General features: G+C 61.0%; 15 protein-coding genes and 1 other RNA gene. 2 read left to right on the forward strand and 14 right to left on the reverse strand.

The genetic code is table 11. The features are described from left to right. Positions 1-4: 4 nt before the first annotated feature. The 14 genes from ACEN8R_RS19425 to rsmI all read right to left on the reverse strand — a co-directional run bounded on the left by ACEN8R_RS19425 (position 5) and on the right by rsmI (position 15,060). Positions 5-961 (reverse strand): D-alanine--D-alanine ligase, encoded by a 957-nt coding sequence (locus ACEN8R_RS19425; protein ID WP_018930136.1) that lies wholly within the window; start codon positions 959-961, stop codon positions 5-7. After that, positions 958-2,418, reverse strand: a complete 1,461-nt coding sequence (gene murC / locus ACEN8R_RS19430) for a UDP-N-acetylmuramate--L-alanine ligase (RefSeq protein ID WP_018930135.1) — start codon at positions 2,416-2,418, stop codon at positions 958-960. The genes ACEN8R_RS19425 and murC overlap by 4 nt, the downstream gene beginning before the upstream one ends. Further along, entirely contained in the window at positions 2,411-3,481 is a 1,071-nt protein-coding gene (murG, locus tag ACEN8R_RS19435) for an undecaprenyldiphospho-muramoylpentapeptide beta-N-acetylglucosaminyltransferase (RefSeq protein ID WP_018930134.1), read from the reverse strand. Before murG ends, murC begins: the two co-directional genes overlap by 8 nt. Continuing rightward, positions 3,471-4,688: a putative lipid II flippase FtsW gene (ftsW, locus tag ACEN8R_RS19440; protein WP_018930133.1), complete on the reverse strand. Its 1,218-nt coding sequence runs from the start codon at positions 4,686-4,688 to the stop codon at positions 3,471-3,473. The genes murG and ftsW overlap by 11 nt, the downstream gene beginning before the upstream one ends. Further along, positions 4,685-6,031 carry a UDP-N-acetylmuramoyl-L-alanine--D-glutamate ligase gene (gene murD, locus ACEN8R_RS19445; RefSeq protein ID WP_018930132.1) on the reverse strand — a complete coding sequence of 449 codons (1,347 nt, stop codon included), beginning with the start codon at positions 6,029-6,031 and terminating at the stop codon, positions 4,685-4,687. The genes ftsW and murD overlap by 4 nt, the downstream gene beginning before the upstream one ends. Positions 6,032-6,036: 5 nt before the next feature. After that, positions 6,037-7,119 (reverse strand): phospho-N-acetylmuramoyl-pentapeptide-transferase, encoded by a 1,083-nt coding sequence (gene mraY / locus ACEN8R_RS19450; RefSeq protein ID WP_008016698.1) that lies wholly within the window; start codon positions 7,117-7,119, stop codon positions 6,037-6,039. Then, the gene (locus tag ACEN8R_RS19455; protein WP_018930131.1) at positions 7,119-8,486 is read right to left on the reverse strand and encodes a UDP-N-acetylmuramoyl-tripeptide--D-alanyl-D-alanine ligase; all 1,368 of its coding nucleotides are present in this window, start codon (positions 8,484-8,486) and stop codon (positions 7,119-7,121) included. Before ACEN8R_RS19455 ends, mraY begins: the two co-directional genes overlap by 1 nt. Beyond that, positions 8,479-9,942: a UDP-N-acetylmuramoyl-L-alanyl-D-glutamate--2,6-diaminopimelate ligase gene (locus ACEN8R_RS19460; protein WP_018930130.1), complete on the reverse strand. Its 1,464-nt coding sequence runs from the start codon at positions 9,940-9,942 to the stop codon at positions 8,479-8,481. The genes ACEN8R_RS19455 and ACEN8R_RS19460 overlap by 8 nt, the downstream gene beginning before the upstream one ends. Beyond that, positions 9,942-11,681, reverse strand: a complete 1,740-nt coding sequence (locus ACEN8R_RS19465; RefSeq protein ID WP_018930129.1) for a peptidoglycan D,D-transpeptidase FtsI family protein — start codon at positions 11,679-11,681, stop codon at positions 9,942-9,944. The genes ACEN8R_RS19460 and ACEN8R_RS19465 overlap by 1 nt, the downstream gene beginning before the upstream one ends. After that, entirely contained in the window at positions 11,681-11,974 is a 294-nt protein-coding gene (gene ftsL / locus ACEN8R_RS19470) for a cell division protein FtsL (protein WP_018930128.1), read from the reverse strand. Before ftsL ends, ACEN8R_RS19465 begins: the two co-directional genes overlap by 1 nt. Next, on the reverse strand, positions 11,971-12,918 hold the full coding sequence (gene rsmH / locus ACEN8R_RS19475) for a 16S rRNA (cytosine(1402)-N(4))-methyltransferase RsmH (protein WP_018930127.1): 948 nt from the start codon (positions 12,916-12,918) through the stop codon (positions 11,971-11,973). The genes ftsL and rsmH overlap by 4 nt, the downstream gene beginning before the upstream one ends. Continuing rightward, positions 12,915-13,370, reverse strand: a complete 456-nt coding sequence (gene mraZ / locus ACEN8R_RS19480) for a division/cell wall cluster transcriptional repressor MraZ (protein ID WP_003205355.1) — start codon at positions 13,368-13,370, stop codon at positions 12,915-12,917. Before mraZ ends, rsmH begins: the two co-directional genes overlap by 4 nt. A 354-nt stretch (positions 13,371-13,724) precedes the next feature. Then, positions 13,725-14,078: RNase P RNA component class A (gene rnpB / locus ACEN8R_RS19485), an RNA gene on the reverse strand. Between the two features lie 76 nt (positions 14,079-14,154). Then, a complete protein-coding gene (rsmI, locus tag ACEN8R_RS19490; RefSeq protein WP_018930125.1) occupies positions 14,155-15,060 on the reverse strand; it encodes a 16S rRNA (cytidine(1402)-2'-O)-methyltransferase in 906 nt (301 codons plus the stop codon). A 177-nt stretch (positions 15,061-15,237) separates the two neighbouring features. Here rsmI and ACEN8R_RS19495 point away from each other — a divergent pair, with 177 nt between their 5' ends. Both ACEN8R_RS19495 and ACEN8R_RS19500 read left to right on the forward strand, forming a co-directional pair. Continuing rightward, the gene (locus ACEN8R_RS19495; RefSeq protein WP_018930124.1) at positions 15,238-17,049 is read left to right on the forward strand and encodes a penicillin-binding protein activator; all 1,812 of its coding nucleotides are present in this window, start codon (positions 15,238-15,240) and stop codon (positions 17,047-17,049) included. Further along, complete coding sequence (locus ACEN8R_RS19500) at positions 17,049-17,411, forward strand: YraN family protein (protein ID WP_018930123.1); 363 nt, start codon at positions 17,049-17,051, stop codon at positions 17,409-17,411. Before ACEN8R_RS19495 ends, ACEN8R_RS19500 begins: the two co-directional genes overlap by 1 nt. Positions 17,412-17,475: the final 64 nt, after the last annotated feature.

Raw genomic sequence — 17,475 nt, forward strand, 5'->3', positions numbered from 1 at the left:
GGTCTTACCCTCGTGGCTCAATGCTTGCGGCCAGAATCGCCAGAACCAGTTGCTGGAAATCCAGGCCAGCGGCACGTGCCGCCATTGGCACCAGACTGTGATCGGTCATGCCCGGTGCGGTGTTGACTTCCAGGAACCAGAACTGCCCGTCGGCGTCCTGCATCACGTCCGCCCTGCCCCAACCGGCGATACCCAGCGCCTCACAGGCTTTGGCCGTGAGGTCCATGAGTTCCTTTTCTTTGTCGCTGTCCAGGCCGCACGGAATGCGGTACTGGGTATCGTTGGCGATGTACTTGGCGTCGTAGTCGTAGAAACTGTGCGTCGTGCCCAAGGCAATCGGTGGCAACACCTGGTCACGCAGGGTGGCGATGGTGAACTCCGGACCATGAATCCATTGCTCGACCAACACTTGCGAATCGTAGGTACTGGCCGCTTTCCACGCCTCGATCAACTCGGGCGCGGTCGTCACTTTGGCCATCCCGATACTGGAACCTTCATGGGCCGGTTTGACGATCAACGGGAAGCCCAGTTCCTTGGCCGCCGAAATACAATCGGCCTCGCAGCGCAGTACCGCGTGGCGTGGCGTCGGAATGCCGAGGCTGTGCCAGACTTGCTTGGTGCGCAGTTTGTCCATGGCCAGGGCCGAGGCCAGAATGCCGCTGCCGGTGTACGGAATCCCTGCGCATTCGAGCAGGCCCTGCATGCTGCCGTCTTCACCGCCACGACCGTGGAGGATGATGAAGGCGCGGTCGATTTTTTCGTTCAGCAAGCGTTGCAGCAGGTCATCGCCCACATCAATACCGAACGCGTCCACGCCGGCGCTTTGCAGTGCTTCGAGCACCGCGTTACCCGACTTCAGGGACACTTCACGCTCGGCACTCTTGCCGCCGAACAGCACGGCAACGCGACCGAAATCCTTCGGCGCTACAGTGGAGACGAGGTTGGCGTAAGCAGCAGTCATTTCAACTTCCCCTCTACCGGTGCGGCAACGGCCCCGGCGAACAACGGACTGTTCAACAGTTTGGGTGCGAGACCGCCGATATCACCGGCGCCCTGGCACAGCAGAATGTCGCCGGCACGCAGCAGCGGCTTGACGATCGGCGCGAGATCGATGCCGCGCTCGATGTAGATCGGGTCGAGCTGACCGCGCTGACGAATGCTGTTGCACAGTTTGCGGCTGTCGGCGCCCGGAATCGGCTCTTCGCCGGCCGGATAGACTTCCATCAGCAGCAGCACGTTGGCGTCGGCCAGCACATTGACGAAGTCGTCGTACAGGTCGCGGGTGCGGCTGTAACGGTGCGGCTGGTAGACCATCACCAGACGGCGCTCCGGCCAGCCACCGCGCACGGCTTTGATCACGGCCGCGACTTCGGTCGGGTGGTGACCGTAGTCGTCCACCAGCATCACGTTGCCGCCTTCGACCGGCAGTTCGCCGTACACCTGGAAGCGACGGCCAACACCCTGGAACCCGGACAGGCCCTGGACGATGGCTTCATCGCTGACGCCTTCGTCGGTGGCGATGCAAATGGTCGCCAGCGCGTTCAGCACGTTGTGGTTGCCCGGCATGTTCACCGAGACATCCAGCGGCTCGCGATCAGGGCGCAGCACGGTGAAGAAAGTCTGCATGCCTTGTTGGCGTACGTTGATGGCGCGTACGTCGGCGTCATCGCCGAAGCCGTAAGTGACCGTCGGACGCTTCACCAGCGGGAGGATTTCACGCACCACCGGATCGTCCAGGCACACCACCGCCAAACCGTAGAACGGCAGGTTGTGCAGGAACTCGACGAAGGTTTTCTTCAGCTTGTTGAAGTCACCGTCGTAGGTCGCCATGTGGTCGGCGTCGATGTTGGTGACCACGGCCACCAGCGGCTGCAAGTGCAGGAAGCTGGCATCGCTTTCGTCGGCTTCGGCGATCAGGTAGCGGCTGGTGCCGAGCTGGGCATTGGTGCCCGCGGCATTCAGACGGCCACCGATGACGAACGTCGGGTCCAGGCCACCGGCGGCGAACACCGAAGCGATCAGGCTGGTGGTGGTGGTTTTGCCGTGGGTACCGGCGACGGCGATGCCGTGGCGGTAGCGCATCAGCTCGGCGAGCATCTCGGCACGCGGCACCACCGGAATCCGGCGTTCCAGCGCGGTCGCGACTTCCGGGTTGGACGTGTTGACGGCGCTCGACACCACCAGCACGTCGGCGGCTGCGGCGTTCTCGGCACGGTGGCCGATGAAAATATGCGCACCAAAAGATTCCAGGCGCTCGGTCACCGGCGAAGCTTTCAGGTCGGAACCGGACACTTGATAGCCCAGGTTCAGCAACACTTCGGCGATACCGCACATACCCACGCCGCCAATTCCGACGAAGTGGATACGACGGATGCGGCGCATTTCCGGTTGTGGCATGGCTTTCTTGTTCTCAACCATGGGCCACCTCAAGGCAAGTATCGACCACGTTACGAGTGGCATCGGGTTTGGCCAGGCGGCGTGCCGCGCTGGCCATGTCGTTGAGTCGTTGCGGTTGCATCAAGACCTCTGTCAGGCGAGCGGCAAGGTCCGCTGCGCCAGTCGTTCTTTGCGGCATCAGGAAGGCAGCGCCTTCACGGGCCAAATAATCGGCGTTGCGGGTCTGGTGATCGTCGATCGCGTGGGGCAAAGGCACCAGCATCGAGGGCAGACCGGCGGCCGCCAGTTCACTGATGGTCAGCGCTCCTGCGCGGCACACCACCAGGTCGGCCCAGCCATAGGCTTGGGCCATGTCTTTGATGAAAGGCTGCACTTGCGCCTCGACGCCAGCCGCGCGATAGCGCTCTGCAGTCACTTCATCGTGGTTTTTGCCGGCCTGATGGAACACGTCCGGGCGCAGGTCGGGGGCGACTTGCGACAGGGCTTCAGGCAGCAACTTGTTCAACGGCTCTGCGCCCAGGCTTCCGCCCAGGATCAGCAAACGCGCCTTGCGACCGGCCAGGGCAGGTCGCGGTGTTTCGAGGAACAGCTCGGTGCGCACCGGGTTACCGGTGGTCCGACGGCTGTCCGACAGGGTAAAGGTGTCGGGGAACGCTTCACAGACTCGGGCGGCCAACGGCACCAGCAACCGATTGGCGGTACCGGCCACGGCGTTCTGCTCGTGAACGATGACCGGCACGCCGGCCAGTCTGGCTGCAACGCCGCCAGGACCAGTCACAAAACCACCAAAGCCGACCACACAGACTGGCCGCAGCTGACGAATGATCGCCCGCGCCTGCCAGATCGACTTGAGCAACATGACCGGCGCCTTGAGCAGGGACAATTTGCCCTTGCCGCGCAAACCGCTGGCGTGGATCCGATGCAATTCAATACCGGCCGCCGGCACCAGATCGTTTTCGATCCCGCGGGGCGTGCCGAGCCAGTGCACGGTGTAGCCGCGGGCCTGGAACTCACGCGCACAGGAAAGTGCCGGGAACACATGGCCCCCGGTGCCGCCAGCCATGATCAGTACGTTAGCGCCCATGGTTCGGCTCCTCGGCGAAGTCGCTCTCATGGAATTCCATTTCTTCGCTGCCCAAATGGGTTCGACTCTCCCACTCGATGCGCAGCAACAAGCCAAGACAGGCACAGCAGATCACCAACGAACTGCCGCCATAACTGAGGAATGGCAGGGTCAGACCTTTGGTCGGCAACAGGCCGACGTTCACGCCGATGTTGATCAGGAACTGGCCGATCCACAGGAACGACAAGCCGTAAGCAACGTAGGCGGCAAAAAACTGTTTGGCTTTCTCGGCCCACAGGCCGATGTACATGCCACGAATACACACGAAGACGAACAGCGCCACCGTGCACAAGGAACCCACGGCACCCAGCTCTTCAGCCAGCACCGAAAACACGAAGTCGGTATGGGCTTCCGGCAGGTAGAACTGTTTCTGCACGCTGTTGCCCAGGCCGACGCCCAGCCATTCGCCGCGACCGAAAGCGATCAAGGCCTGGGAGAGCTGATAGCCGGCACCGAACTGGTCGGCCCACGGATCGGCAAAGTTGGTCAGACGCGCCATTCGATACGGCTGCATTTGAATCAACAACACCACCGCCGCGACAGCCAGGACCACCATCAGGGAAAACCGGAACAGGCCGACTCCGCCGAGGAACAGCATTGCCGCCGCCGCCCCCATCATCACGACGGTGGCACCGAAGTCCGGCTCCATCAGCAACAGACCCGCCATTGGCAACAGCACGATGAACGGCTTGAAGAAGCCCATCCAGCTTTCACGCACTTCTTTCTGGCGACGCACCAAATAACCGGCGAGGTAGATCACCACGAACACCTTGGCGATCTCGGAAGGCTGAACGTTGAAGAAACTGAAGCCGATCCAGCGCATCGAACCGTTCACTTCCCGGCCGATCCCCGGGATGATCACCATCACCAGCAAGCCGAACGCACCGATCAGCATCAGCCAGCCCAGGCGTTGCCAGGTGGCAATCGGAATCATCATGGTGACGATGCAGGCACCCAGGCCCAGCACAACGTAGATCAGGTGGCGAATCATGTAGTACAGGGCGCTGCCCGACTGCACCGCCCCCACCTCGGTCGATGCCGAGGCAATCATGATCAGCCCCAGACCGAGCAGTGCCAGGCAACCGGCGAGCATCGGGAAATCGAGGTCGATACCGCGCCCGGTGATCAGCGGCGATGGATACGGCTTGATGATGTTTCTCAAGCTCATGCCAGATCCTCCACGGCGCGGACGAACTGGTGACCACGGTCTTCATAGTTCTTGAACATGTCGAAGCTGGCGCAAGCCGGCGACAGCAGCACCGCGTCGCCCTTTTCGGCGATGGCGCGGCATTGCTCGACTGCTTCGATCAGCGAGCCGACGCGAATCAGTGGCACGGCATCGCCGATGGCCTCACCGATCTTGTCGGAATCACGGCCCATCAAAATGACGGCGCGGCAGTTGGCCGCCACCGGATCACGCAAATCCTTGAATTCGGCGCCCTTGCCATCGCCACCGGCGATCAGCACAAGTTTGCCGTCGATGTCCGCCCCCAGGCCCTCGATGGCCGCCAATGCGGCGCCGACGTTGGTGGCTTTGGAATCGTTGTAGTAGCTCACGCCATCAAGGTCGCGGACCCACTGGCAGCGATGCTCGAGCCCGGCGAAATTGCGCAGGGCTGAAAGCATGGCGTCGAACGGCAGGCCGACGGCGTGGCCGAGCGCCAATGCCGCGAGGGCGTTGGACTGGTTATGCGCACCACGAACTTTCAGCTCGCGTACCGGCATCAGGTTCTGGAACTCGAAGGCCAGGTATTTCTCGCCGTTCTCTTCTCGAATGCCGAAGGCCTTGAAGTCGGGTTTGTTCAAACCGAAGGTCCAGCACGGCTGACCTTCACCCATCAGCGGACGGCTCAGGGCGTCCTGACGGTTGACCACAAACTGCCTGGCGCCCCGGAAGATCCGGTGCTTGGCCAAGTGATAGGCCGGCAGACCGCTGTAGCGGTCCATGTGGTCTTCACTGATGTTGAGCACGGTCGCCACTTCGGCGTTGAGCTGATCGGTGGTTTCGAGCTGGAAGCTCGACAGTTCCATCACGTACAGCTCGATGTCGTCGCTGAGCAAATCCAGCGCCGGCGTGCCGAGGTTGCCACCAACGGCAACACGCTTGCCGGCCGCAGCCGCCATCTCGCCGACCAGGGTGGTGACGGTACTTTTGGCGTTGGAACCGGTAATGGCGACAATCGGCGCTTTCGCGTTACGCGCGAACAGCTCGATGTCTCCGGACATTTTCACGCCACGGGCGGCGGCAGCCTGCAGGGCCGGGGTCGCCAGCGCCAGGCCGGGGCTCACGTAGAGCTCGTCGGCACGGCACAGGAATTCGACGTCCAGCTCGCCACAACGCACTTCCACGTGCGGATAGTCACGCTTGAGCGTGGCCAGTTCCGGTGGATTTTCCCGCGTATCGGCGACAGCAAACGACACGCCCCGGTTCGCCAGGAAGCGAACCAGGGACATGCCGCTCTTGCCGAGGCCGACAACGATGCGGAAGTGGTCAGAAGCGATCAGAGACACTCGTTCTACCTCAGCTTCAGGGTGGCAAGGCCGATCAACACGAGAATCACGGTGATGATCCAGAAACGGACGATCACGCGCGGCTCGGGCCAGCCCTTGAGTTCAAAGTGGTGGTGAATCGGTGCCATGCGGAACACACGGCGACCGGTCAGCTTAAAGGAGGCAACCTGAATGACGACTGACAGGGTCTCCATCACGAACACACCGCCCATGATGAACAGGACGATTTCCTGACGGACGATCACTGCGATGGTGCCCAGGGCCGCACCCAGCGCCAGCGCGCCAACGTCGCCCATGAAGACTTGTGCCGGATAGGTGTTGAACCAGAGGAAGCCCAGGCCCGCACCGATCAAGGCGCCGCAGAACACAATCAGCTCGCCCGCGCCCGGTACGTAAGGAATCAGCAGGTATTCGGCGAACTTCACGTTACCCGACAGGTAGCAGAAGATCCCCAGGCCGCCGCCGACCATCACGGTGGGCATGATCGCCAGACCGTCGAGGCCGTCGGTCAGGTTGACCGCGTTGCTCGAGCCGACAATCACGAAATAGGTCAGGACGATGAAGCCTGCGCCCAGCGGAATGCTGTAGTCCTTGAGCATCGGCAGGATCAGGGTGGTTTCCACCGGCGTCGCGGCAGTCATATAAAGGAAGATCGCCGCGCCCAGGCCGAACACCGACTGCCAGAAATACTTCCAGCGGCTCGGAAGGCCGCGGGAGTTTTTCTCGATGACTTTGCGATAGTCGTCAACCCAGCCGATGGCGCCGAATAGCAGGGTCACCAACAACACGACCCAAACGTAACGGTTGGTCAGGTCAGCCCAAAGCAAGGTGCTGACGCCGATGGAGGAAAGAATCAGCGCGCCGCCCATGGTCGGGGTGCCCGACTTCGACAGGTGCGATTGCGGGCCGTCGTTGCGAACGGATTGACCGATCTGACGGTTCTGCAGAGTGCGGATCATCCACGGGCCATAGCACAGCGACAAGACCAGCGCGGTCAGTACACCGAGAATCCCGCGCAGGGTCAGGTACTGAAAGACCGCGAAGCCTTTGTAGAACTGTTGCAGATACTCCGCTAGCAGCAGCAGCATTAATGTTTCTCCAGACTGGTCCCGCACAAAGCGGCAACGATGTTTTCCATCGCAGCGCTGCGCGAGCCCTTGATCAAAAAGGTGGTGTTTGTGTCCTGCTCGGCTTCCAGGGCCTTGATCAGTTCAGCCTGTGTGCTGAAGTGAAAGGCCTGCTCGCCGAAAGCGTTCACGGCGTGAGCCATCATTGGCCCGACGGCGTAAAGCGCGGAAACCTTGCCGCGGGCGTAATCGCCCACATCGCGGTGCCCCTGCTCTGCCCACGCGCCCAACTCGCCGATATCCCCGAGCACCAAAACGGTGCGACCGGAAAAGCCGGCGAGTATATCAACGGCGGCGCACATAGAGGTGGGGTTCGCGTTGTATGTGTCATCGATTACGCGCATGCCGTTAGGCGCCAGTTGCGCGACGGTGCGGCCCTTGACCGGTTGCACCGCGCCAAGGCCGGTGGCGATGCCGAACAGCGACACACCCAAAGCATGCGCGGCAGCGGCAGCGGCCAAGGCATTGGCGACGTTGTGGGTGCCGAGCAGATTCAGCTGAACCCGCTCCACACCTTCAGGGCTGTGCAGGTTGAACGCCGGGCAACCGCGGGCATCGCGGTCCAGATCGCTGGCATGGAAATCAGCGTTGACGTTGCTCAGGGCAAAAGTCAGCACTTTTCGACCGGCAGCACGGGTCTTCCAGATGTCGAAGGCCTTGTCGTCGAGATTCAGCACGGCGATGCCATCGGCATCCAGCCCTTCGAGAATCTCGCCCTTGGCTTCGACGATTTTTTCCGGCCCGCCGAACTCACCAACGTGGGCGGTCCCGGCGTTGTTGATGATGGCCACGTGGGGCTTGGTCATGGCGACGGTGTAGGCAATCTCGCCGATTCGCGAAGCGCCGAGTTCGATCACGGCGGCGGTGTGTTCCGGTGCCAGTTCGAGCAGGGTCAGCGGAGCACCGAGGTCATTGTTCAGGTTGCCACGGGTCGCCAGCACCGGACCGCGCGTGCGCAGGATGCTCGCCAGCATTTCCTTGACCGTGGTCTTGCCGCTGGAGCCGGTAACGGCCGCGACCGGCTGAGTGAACGCGGCACGGTTGATCGCACCCAACTGGCCGAGGGCCTGGCGGGTGTCCTTGACCAGCAGTTGCGGCAGCGAGCTGTCGGCCACTTCGCGCTCGACCAGGGCACCCACGGCGCCTTTGGCGGCGACGTCATTCAGGTAGTCATGGCCATCGAAACGCGGACCGGCCAGAGCAATAAACAGCTGGCCGGGCTTGATCGCGCGGCTGTCGATGCTGACACCATCGAAGCTGGCATCGACGGAGATCAGACGGGCATTCAGTGCGCCGGTCAGTTCGCTCAGTTTCAAGGCTTTAAGCATGGGCCACCTCCCACGCGGTCAGGGCATGATCGGCCTCGACCAGATCGGAGAAAGCGAGACGCTCACCGTTGATTTCCTGATAGTCCTCATGACCTTTACCGGCCAGGACAATCACGTCATCCGCCGAAGCGCTGGCGATCAACTGGGCAATCGCCTGGCCACGACCGGCGACGAAGGTGACTTTATCCACAGCGGTGAAACCGGCGCGGATGTCGTCGAAAATAGCGGCGGGGTCTTCGGTGCGCGGGTTGTCGTCGGTGACCAGCACACCATCGGCCAGACGCTCGACCACTTCAGCCATCAGCGGACGCTTGCCGCGATCGCGATCACCGCCGCAACCGAACAGGCACAGCAACCGGCCTTTGGCGTGAGGACGCAGGGCCATCAAGACTTTTTCCAGCGCATCCGGTGTGTGGGCGTAATCGACCACCACCAACGGCTGAGTGCCGCCGCCCAGACGCTGCATGCGACCGGCCGGGCCTTCGAGTTTCGGCAGCACGTTGAGGATTTCGTCCAGCGCGTAGTCCAGACCGAGCAAGGCACCGACCGCGGCCAACACGTTGCTCAGGTTGAAACGGCCGAGCAAGGTGCTGCGCAAATGGTGTTCGCCCTGCGGCGTAACCAGCGTGGCGCGCACGCCTTCGTCACTGAACTGCGCTTCGCGGCAATACAGGTAAGCGCGGGAGTCTTCCAGGCTGTAAGTGATCAGCCGCGACTCACCCTCATCAGCCGCCAGTTGCCGGCCAAAATCGTCGTCGAGGTTGACCACCCGGCACTTCAGATCATTCCAGGCAAACAACTTGGCCTTGGTTTCGCCATAGGCCTGCATGGTGCCGTGGTAATCCAGATGATCGCGCGACAGGTTGGTCATCACCGCCACATCGAAGGCCAGCGCGGTTACGCGGCCCTGATCCAGCCCATGGGAAGAGACTTCCATGGCCACGGCTTTGGCACCGGCCTTTTTCAGGTCGGCGAGGGTTGCTTGCAGCGCAATCGGGTTCGGCGTGGTGTGCAAGCCGCTTTCCAGCGCGCCATGGAAACCGGAGCCCAAAGTGCCAACGATACCGCAGTGTTGACCGAGCAAATCCAAGGCTTGCGCGACCAACTGGGTCACGCTGGTTTTACCGTTGGTGCCGGTCACGCCGATCAGGTTCATGTGACGGCTCGGGTCGCCGTAAAAGCGCCCGGCGATATCCGACAGCTGCGCCGCCAGGCCTTTGACCGGAATCAGCGGCACGTCGGTAATCGGCAGCACGGTCGCGCCTTCGACTTCATAAGCCACGGCGGCAGCACCGCGCTGCAAGGCGTCGGCGATGTGCGCACGACCGTCGAACTTGCCACCAGGGACCGCAAGGAACAAATCACCTGCCCGTACGTTACGGCTGTCCAGCGCCAATTCGCGGATCAATAGATCATGGCCGGCGTGGGCGAAAATCTTGTTCAGGCTCAGCGACATCAGCCGCGCCCTCCATTAGCTTTCAGCGGAACGACCGGTGCGGCGTTCGCTTGTTGAGTGGCTGGCAGGTTGTCCGGGGTGATGTTCATCAGGCGCAAGGTCCCGGACATCACTTTGCTGAACACCGGCGCCGATACCAGACCACCGAAGTAACCGGCCTTGGTCGGTTCGTCGATCACCACCACGATCGCGTAACGCGGGTCGCTCATCGGGCCGAAACCGGCGAACAGCGAGCGGTAGGAGTTCTCGGCGTAGCCTTTGGTTCCGACCGACGTCTTACGCGCAGTACCCGACTTGCCGCCCACGTGATACGCCGGCACCTGCGCACGGAATACGCCGCGCGGGGCTTCGATCACTTGTTGCAGCATGCCTTGCATGGTTTTCGCGACGGCTTCCGGCAGCACCTGAGTGGTTTGCGGCGCCTTGTCGGTTTTGATCAGGGTCAACGGCGCGAGGCGACCATTGTTAGCCAGGGCCGAGAAGGCGTGGACCAACTGGATCGCGGTCACGGAAATACCGTAGCCGTAGGACAGCGTGGCGGTTTCAGCCTTGCGCCATTCGCGGTAGTTCGGCAGGTTGCCGACGCGCTCACCCGGGAAACCCAAGCCAGTGTCCTGGCCGAGGCCAACTTTCTGTGCCAGACGGAAAATCGTTTCGCCGCCGATATCGAACGCGACCTTACTCATGCCGACGTTACTGGAATTGATCAGGATACCGGTCAGGTCGAGCACCGGACCTTCGGTCTTGGATACGTCCTTGATGGTGTATTTACCAATCTGCAAACTGCCCGGGTACACCTCGACGGTGTCGCTCGGTTTCCAGCGCCCGGTTTCGATCGCGGCGCTCATGGAGATCGCTTTCATGGTCGAACCCGGCTCGAACACGTCGATCATCGCGCGGTTGCGCATCATCGCCGGTTGCAGGTTGCGACGGTTGTTCGGGTTGTAGGTCGGCTGGTTGACCATGGCGAGAATCTCGCCGGTCTTCACGTCCATGATCACCAGGCTACCGGCCTTGGCGCCGTTCTCGATGATCGCGTTGCGCAGTTCGCGGTTGGCCAGGTATTGCAGGCGCAGGTCAATGGACAACGCCAAGGGCTTGCCGGCCTTGGCGTTTTTGGTGACCTGGACATCTTTGATCAGCCGGCCGCGCCGGTCCTTGATGACCTGTCGCTTGCCGGGCACCCCGGCCAGCCATTCGTCGTAGGCCAGCTCGACGCCTTCGCGTCCGTGATCGTCGATGTCGGTAAAGCCGACCATGTGGGCGGTGACTTCACCCGCCGGGTAGAAACGCCGGAACTCTTCGATGCCATAAACGCCCGGCACTTTCAGATCGAGCACAGCCTGGCCCTGCTCAGGGGTCAGCCCGCGCACCAGGTAGATGAATTCTTTGTTGGCCTGGGCTTCGAGACGTTCGGCCAGGGCTTTGGGATCCTGCCCCAAGGCAGCCGCCAGTGCCGGCCATTTCTCTTTGGCCAGCTGCATTTCCTTGGCGTTGGCCCACAGGGTGGTGACCGGGGTACTCACGGCCAACGGCTCGCCGTTACGGTCGGTGATCAGACCACGGTGAGCCGGGATTGGAATATGACGAACACTGCGCGCGTCGCCCTGACCTTTAAGGAAGTCACGGTCGACCACTTGCAGATCAATGATGCGCCAGGAAATCGCCACCACCATGATGCCGAGCAAGCCCAGCACCAGACGGAATCGCCACGGGAAGAGTGCGCCTTCGAGTTTCATCATGGCGCCACCATCTGCACTTCAGCAGCACCAGGAATGCGCATCTTCAGTTGCTCGGTCGCCAACACTTCAATACGGCTGTGGGCGGTCCAGGTGCTTTGTTCGAGAATCAACCGGCCCCACTCCGCCTGCGCCTTGTCGCGCACGCTCAATTCGTTGTACAGCGTATTCAACAGCTGACGGTTCCAGTGGGCGCTATAGGACACGCCGATGGCCGACACGAGCACACCGATAAACAGCAGCAGCATGAAAAAGCTTCCGCCGGGAAGTGGTTTGGCGAAAAGCTTGCTCACCGCAGTTTCTCCGCGACGCGCATGATGGCGCTACGGGAACGTGGGTTGGCTTTGAGTTCGGCCTCGGAGGCGGACTGCGCTTTGCCATGGACTTTGATTTTCGGTTCGAAGGCGACGTGACGGACCGGCAAGTTGCGCGGCAGGTTGTCGGCTTCGCCTTTCACCAGTTTACGCATGAACAGTTTGACGATGCGGTCTTCCAGCGAGTGGAAGCTGATCACCACCAGGCGACCGCCGACTTCCAGGCACTCCAGAGCGGCTTCGAGACCGGCTTCCAGATCGCCCAGCTCGTTGTTGACGTGAATACGCAGCCCCTGGAATGCACGGGTGGCCGGGTTCTTGCCCTTTTCCCATGCAGGGTTGGCGACTTTCAGCACTTCTGCCAGATCGGCAGTGCGCTCGAACGGCTTGATGTCGCGACGTTCGGCCACGGCACGCGCCATGCGGCCGGAGAAACGCTCTTCGCCGTATTCCTTGAACACCCGGGCGATTTCCTCCACCGGCGCGGTATTGACGAACTCGGCGGCGCTGATCCCGCGGGACGGGTCCATTCGCATGTCCAACGGGCCGTCGTTGAGAAAACTGAAGCCGCGCTCAGGGTCGTCGAGCTGAGGCGAAGACACGCCCAGGTCAAGCAGAACACCGCTGACCTTGCCGGCCAGACCGCGTTCGGCGACTTCCGAACCGAGCTCGGCAAAGCTGCGCTGTACAACGACAAAGCGGCCGTCTTCGGCCGCTAGCGTTTGCCCGGTGGCAATCGCTTGAGGATCTTTGTCGAACCCGAGCAACCGACCATCGGGCCCGAGCTTGCTGAGAATCAACCGGCTATGTCCGCCGCGTCCGAACGTGCCGTCCAGATAGCAGCCATCAGGACGTACGGCGAGAGCCTCGACGGCTTCGTCAAGCAGTACGGTGATGTGGTTAAAGCCGCTATCAATAGTCACAGGATCAAATCACGCAGTTCATCAGGCATGGCGCCCGGTTGTTGAATAGCAGCCAGGTCAGCGGCAGAAACCGCATTCCAGGCATCCTCGTCCCACAATTGGAACTTGTTCAGTTGGCCTACCAACATTGCGCGCTTATCCAACTTGGCATATTCGCGAAGACGCGGCGGGACCAGAAAACGACCACTGCCATCGAGCTCGAGGTCGACGGCATTACCAATCAGTAAACGTTGCAGGCGGCGGTTTTCTTCGCGAAGCGAAGGCAGTGCACGCAGTTTGGTTTCGATAATTTCCCACTCATCGAGGGGATAAACACACAAACACGGATCAACGGCATCGATGGTGACGATTAATTGACCGGAACTACGCGAAACGAGCTCGTCACGGTACCGGCTCGGCATGGCGAGACGGCCCTTTGCATCGAGACTGATAGCGTTAGCTCCGCGAAACACGTCAGCGTTTCTCCAAATATTAGCGTTTTGCGCTCAAAAAACCCACTTCATGCCACTTTCCGCCACTTGCGCACACTATAGGAATGCGCCCACCACACCGTCAAGGCGCGGATAGAAGGAAAAGCCTTACAGAACGGAGATTTAGGAGTGTAAAAGGAGGGGAAACGAGAATCTGGCGGATGAATTCGTTCAATAACTTGAATCAGCACAGAAGGCTGCGTTCAGAAGTTAAAGTAGTTTGTTAAGAGTAAGATTTTTTCGGTATTACAAAAGCGCTTCTGCTATTGATTCAGCAGGGAGGGAAACTGCCATTACGCATATCGCTGCCAATGATTGAAGCAGAGAGAAAAAAAGGTGGAGAGTCGATCTGTAAGCCGGGTTCTGTCTTGAACAGTCATTCGTCTACGATGGCCATCACTGGACATCTTTAGCAACCTACCCGGTCCCAGCGCGGGCCACGCCTTGGGACCCTATTTGGTCTTGCTCCAAGTGGGGTTTACCTAGCCACGAACTGTTGCCAGACGTGCGGTGCGCTCTTACCGCACCTTTTCACCCTTACCGGCGCCGAAGCGCTTAGGCGGTTATTTTCTGTGGCACTTTCCGTAGGCTCACGCCTCCCAGGCATTACCTGGCACTTCGCCCTATGGAGCCCGGACTTTCCTCCCCCCCCTAATTTTCATAGAGGGCAGCGACTGTCCGATCGACTCTCCGCCGCGAAGATTAACGGCAGAGCGGTCGAAGAACAAGCTCTAAAAGCCTCTGGCCGGCGCTGCGCGTCGCTTTTTTACTCGCCCTTCTGCTTATCCAGCGCAACCTGATAGAGCACATTCTTGCGCTCGCCAGTAATTTGCGCCGCCAATGCCGCCGCACGCTTGAGCGGCATTTCTTCAAGCAGCAGATTGAGAATACGCATGGCTTCGCTGCTGACAGCGTCCTCAGTCTCGGGAGCAGACCAGCCAGCGACCAGCACTACGCACTCGCCGCGCTGCTGGTTGCTGTCCGATTCGACGAACTCGCGCAGCTCGGCCAGCGGCAAGCCTTTAAGGGTTTCGAAGGTCTTGGTCAACTCGCGCGCCAGCAATGCCGGACGATCGGCGCCGAATACCAGCTCCATGTCTTGCAGGCATTCAAGGATGCGGTGTGGAGCTTCATAAAAGATCAGCGTGCGCGGCTCTTCTTTTATCAGTTCCAGGCGAGCGCGTCGGCCGACAGCCTTGGCCGGTAGAAACCCTTCGAAGATGAAACGGTCCGATGGCAACCCCGCCGCCGAGAGCGCCGCAATCAATGCACAGGCCCCCGGAACCGGCACCACATTGATCCCTGCGGCACGGGCCTGACGCACCAGGTGATAACCCGGATCGGAAATCAGCGGTGTCCCGGCATCGGAGATCAATGCCACATCGTCGCCAGCGAGCAAGCGAGTGATAAAGCGACTGCCTTCATCCCTCTCGTTGTGTTCATGGCAGGCCGCCAGCGGCGTGGGGATACCGAAGTGCTGCATCAATCGCTGGGAATGGCGAGTGTCTTCGGCAGCAATCAACGAAACCTCGCGCAGGATCTTCAGCGCACGCGCACTGATGTCGTCCAGGTTGCCGATGGGCGTCGCCACCACATAAAGCGAGCCAGCAGCGGAATTCAAAGCACCTGGAGCAGTCAAAGCGCACACCTCATGATCGGTAAAAGCCGCCATTGTAGCGCGTAGCGACATTCGCGATACCTGCAAGCAACCCTCGGTTTTCCAGCCTTTTGTGCAGTGTCGCAACATTTGCATGAGCTAAATTGATCGATTCACGCCAGTAACATCGCGCCCCGGCCAGCGCTTGGGTACAATTCCACGCTTATTTGATCGAGTATCAGGAACACTTACATGATCGCTTGCCTGCGGCTGTTCTCTGCCCTCTGCCTCGCTGCCTTGCTGGCGGCTTGCGCCAGCTCGCCCTCCTCCAGCCTTGGCGAACTTCCACGGACCCCGGATGCCAGTGTCGAGCAACTGCTCGAACAGGCCACTCAAAGTAAAACGCCGGACAAGGCAGCCTTGCTGCGCTTGAGCGCGGCAGACCTGGCTTATCGTCAGGGCAATGCCGGCCAATCCGCGCAAATTCTGCAACAAGTACCGATGGAACAACTCAAGCCTGGCCAACAGGTCTTCGCCAGCACCCTGGCGGCTGAATTGGCCATGGTGCGCAATCAGCCCAAAGCGGCGCTGACGGCCCTGAGCCATCCGAGCCTGCAACGCCTGAGCGAACTGCCAGCCGAACAACAGGTTCGCACCGGCACCGTCCATGCCCGCGCCCTTGAGGCCGACGGCCAGACCCTGGCCGCCGCACGGGAGCGCATTTTCATCGCCCCCATGCTGAGCGATCAAGCTGCGAGCAAAAACCACGAAGCGATCTGGACCCTGATCGCTTCACTGCCGACCGATCAATTGCAGCCGACCACCGACGACGACCTCGGCGGCTGGTTGAGCCTGGCCCGGGCAGTGAAAACAGCCGGCACCCTGGAACAGCAGCAAGCCGCGATCGACAACTGGCGCGCGAACAATCCAAAGCACCCGGCCGCCATCCAGCTGCCGCTGCCATTGACCAAACTCAAGGATCTGGCCAGCCAGCCCCTGAGCAAGATTGCCCTGCTGCTGCCGCAAGACGGCCCGCTGGCCTCGGTCGGCAAAGCATTGCGCGAAGGTTTCATGGCCGCACACTACCAGGCGCAACAAGCCGGGCAGAAGCCGCCAGCCATCGAGTTCTATGACAGCTCGCGCCTGACCTCCCTTGACGAGTTCTATCGCAAGGCCCAGGCCGACGGCGTGCAATTGGTGGTCGGGCCGCTGGAAAAACCGCTGGTCAAACAGCTCAGCGCTCGCCCGCAACTACCGATCACCACCCTGGCGCTGAACTACAGCGAAGGCGAACAAGGTCCGGCCCAGCTGTTCCAATTCGGCCTTGCCGCTGAAGACGAAGCCCGCGAAGTATCCCGTCGTGCGCGCGCCGATGGCCTGCATCGCGCCGCCATCATGGTGCCGAAAGGCGAATGGGGTGACCGCGTACTCAGAGCATTCAGCCAGGATTGGCAAGCCAACGGCGGCAGCATTGTCGCGACCGAGCGCGTCGACCAACCGGTGCAACTGGCCCAGCAAATTGCCGACATGTTCCAGCTGCGTCAGAGCGAAGGCCGCGCCAAGAGCCTGCAAAACACCGTTGGCTCACAGGTAGCTGCCCAGCCTTCGCGTCGTCAGGACATCGAGTTCATCTTCCTGGCCGCGACGCCGCAACAGGCTCAACAGATCAAACCGACCCTGAACTTCCAGTACGCGGGTGACGTGCCGGTTTACGCCACCTCCCACGTGTTCAGCGCCAGCGGCGACCAGAACCAGTACAACGACATGAACGGTATTCGCTTCTGCGAAACCCCATGGCTGCTGGATGCCAACGACCCGCTGCGCAAACAGGTCACCGCACAATGGCCACAAGCCGCTGGCAGCCTGGGCCGTCTATACGCGATGGGCGTTGACGCCTATCGCCTGGCACCACGCCTGGGGCAACTCAAGGCCTTGCCGGACAGCCGCATCGAAGGTCAATCGGGCAGCCTGGGCATGACTCAGAATCAACGGGTCGTGCGTCAGTTGCCATGGGCAGAGTTCGTCAACGGTCAGGTTCAACGCCTGCCGGACACCTCGCACTGATGCCCGACAGGTCACGCCAGCAAAGCGGTAAGGATGCCGAGCGCCATGCGCTCGAGCATCTTCAGCAACAAGGTCTGCGCCTGCTGGCGCAGAACTGGTTATGCAAACGCGGCGAGCTTGATCTGGTCATGCTTGATGGCGATACAGTAGTATTCGTCGAAGTCCGCTACAGAAAAAACACCCAATGGGGTGGCGCGCTCGATAGCATCGATGGGCGCAAACGGCAGAAACTGATTTTCGCCGCGCAGTATTTTCTTCAGCGCGAGTCGCGTTGGGCCGATTCCCCCTGCCGCTTCGACGTGGTTGCCATCGACAGCAGCCTCGATCAGTTGAACTGGATGCAAAATGCCTTCGACTGCTGATCGCTTGCGCCCCGAACCGGACACCTACACCCAACACTTTTGCTCTTTGCTTTGCGGGCTGCAC

Source organism: Pseudomonas sp. Pseusp15, assembly GCF_059492165.1.

What these genes read in the sequence shown, in the direction of transcription:
- ACEN8R_RS19425 (WP_018930136.1), bottom strand. Translation starts at nt 961, where the DNA reads ATGACTGCTGCTTACGCCAACCTCGTCTCCACTGTAGCGCCGAAGGAT.
- murC (WP_018930135.1), bottom strand. Translation starts at nt 2,418, where the DNA reads ATGGTTGAGAACAAGAAAGCCATGCCACAACCGGAAATGCGCCGCATC.
- murG (WP_018930134.1), bottom strand. Translation starts at nt 3,481, where the DNA reads ATGGGCGCTAACGTACTGATCATGGCTGGCGGCACCGGGGGCCATGTG.
- ftsW (WP_018930133.1), bottom strand. Translation starts at nt 4,688, where the DNA reads ATGAGCTTGAGAAACATCATCAAGCCGTATCCATCGCCGCTGATCACC.
- mraY (WP_008016698.1), bottom strand. Translation starts at nt 7,119, where the DNA reads ATGCTGCTGCTGCTAGCGGAGTATCTGCAACAGTTCTACAAAGGCTTC.
- ACEN8R_RS19455 (WP_018930131.1), bottom strand. Translation starts at nt 8,486, where the DNA reads ATGCTTAAAGCCTTGAAACTGAGCGAACTGACCGGCGCACTGAATGCC.
- ACEN8R_RS19460 (WP_018930130.1), bottom strand. Translation starts at nt 9,942, where the DNA reads ATGTCGCTGAGCCTGAACAAGATTTTCGCCCACGCCGGCCATGATCTA.
- ACEN8R_RS19465 (WP_018930129.1), bottom strand. Translation starts at nt 11,681, where the DNA reads ATGAAACTCGAAGGCGCACTCTTCCCGTGGCGATTCCGTCTGGTGCTG.
- rsmI (WP_018930125.1), bottom strand. Translation starts at nt 15,060, where the DNA reads ATGGCGGCTTTTACCGATCATGAGGTGTGCGCTTTGACTGCTCCAGGT.
- ACEN8R_RS19495 (WP_018930124.1), top strand. Translation starts at nt 15,238, where the DNA reads ATGATCGCTTGCCTGCGGCTGTTCTCTGCCCTCTGCCTCGCTGCCTTG.
- ACEN8R_RS19500 (WP_018930123.1), top strand. Translation starts at nt 17,049, where the DNA reads ATGCCCGACAGGTCACGCCAGCAAAGCGGTAAGGATGCCGAGCGCCAT.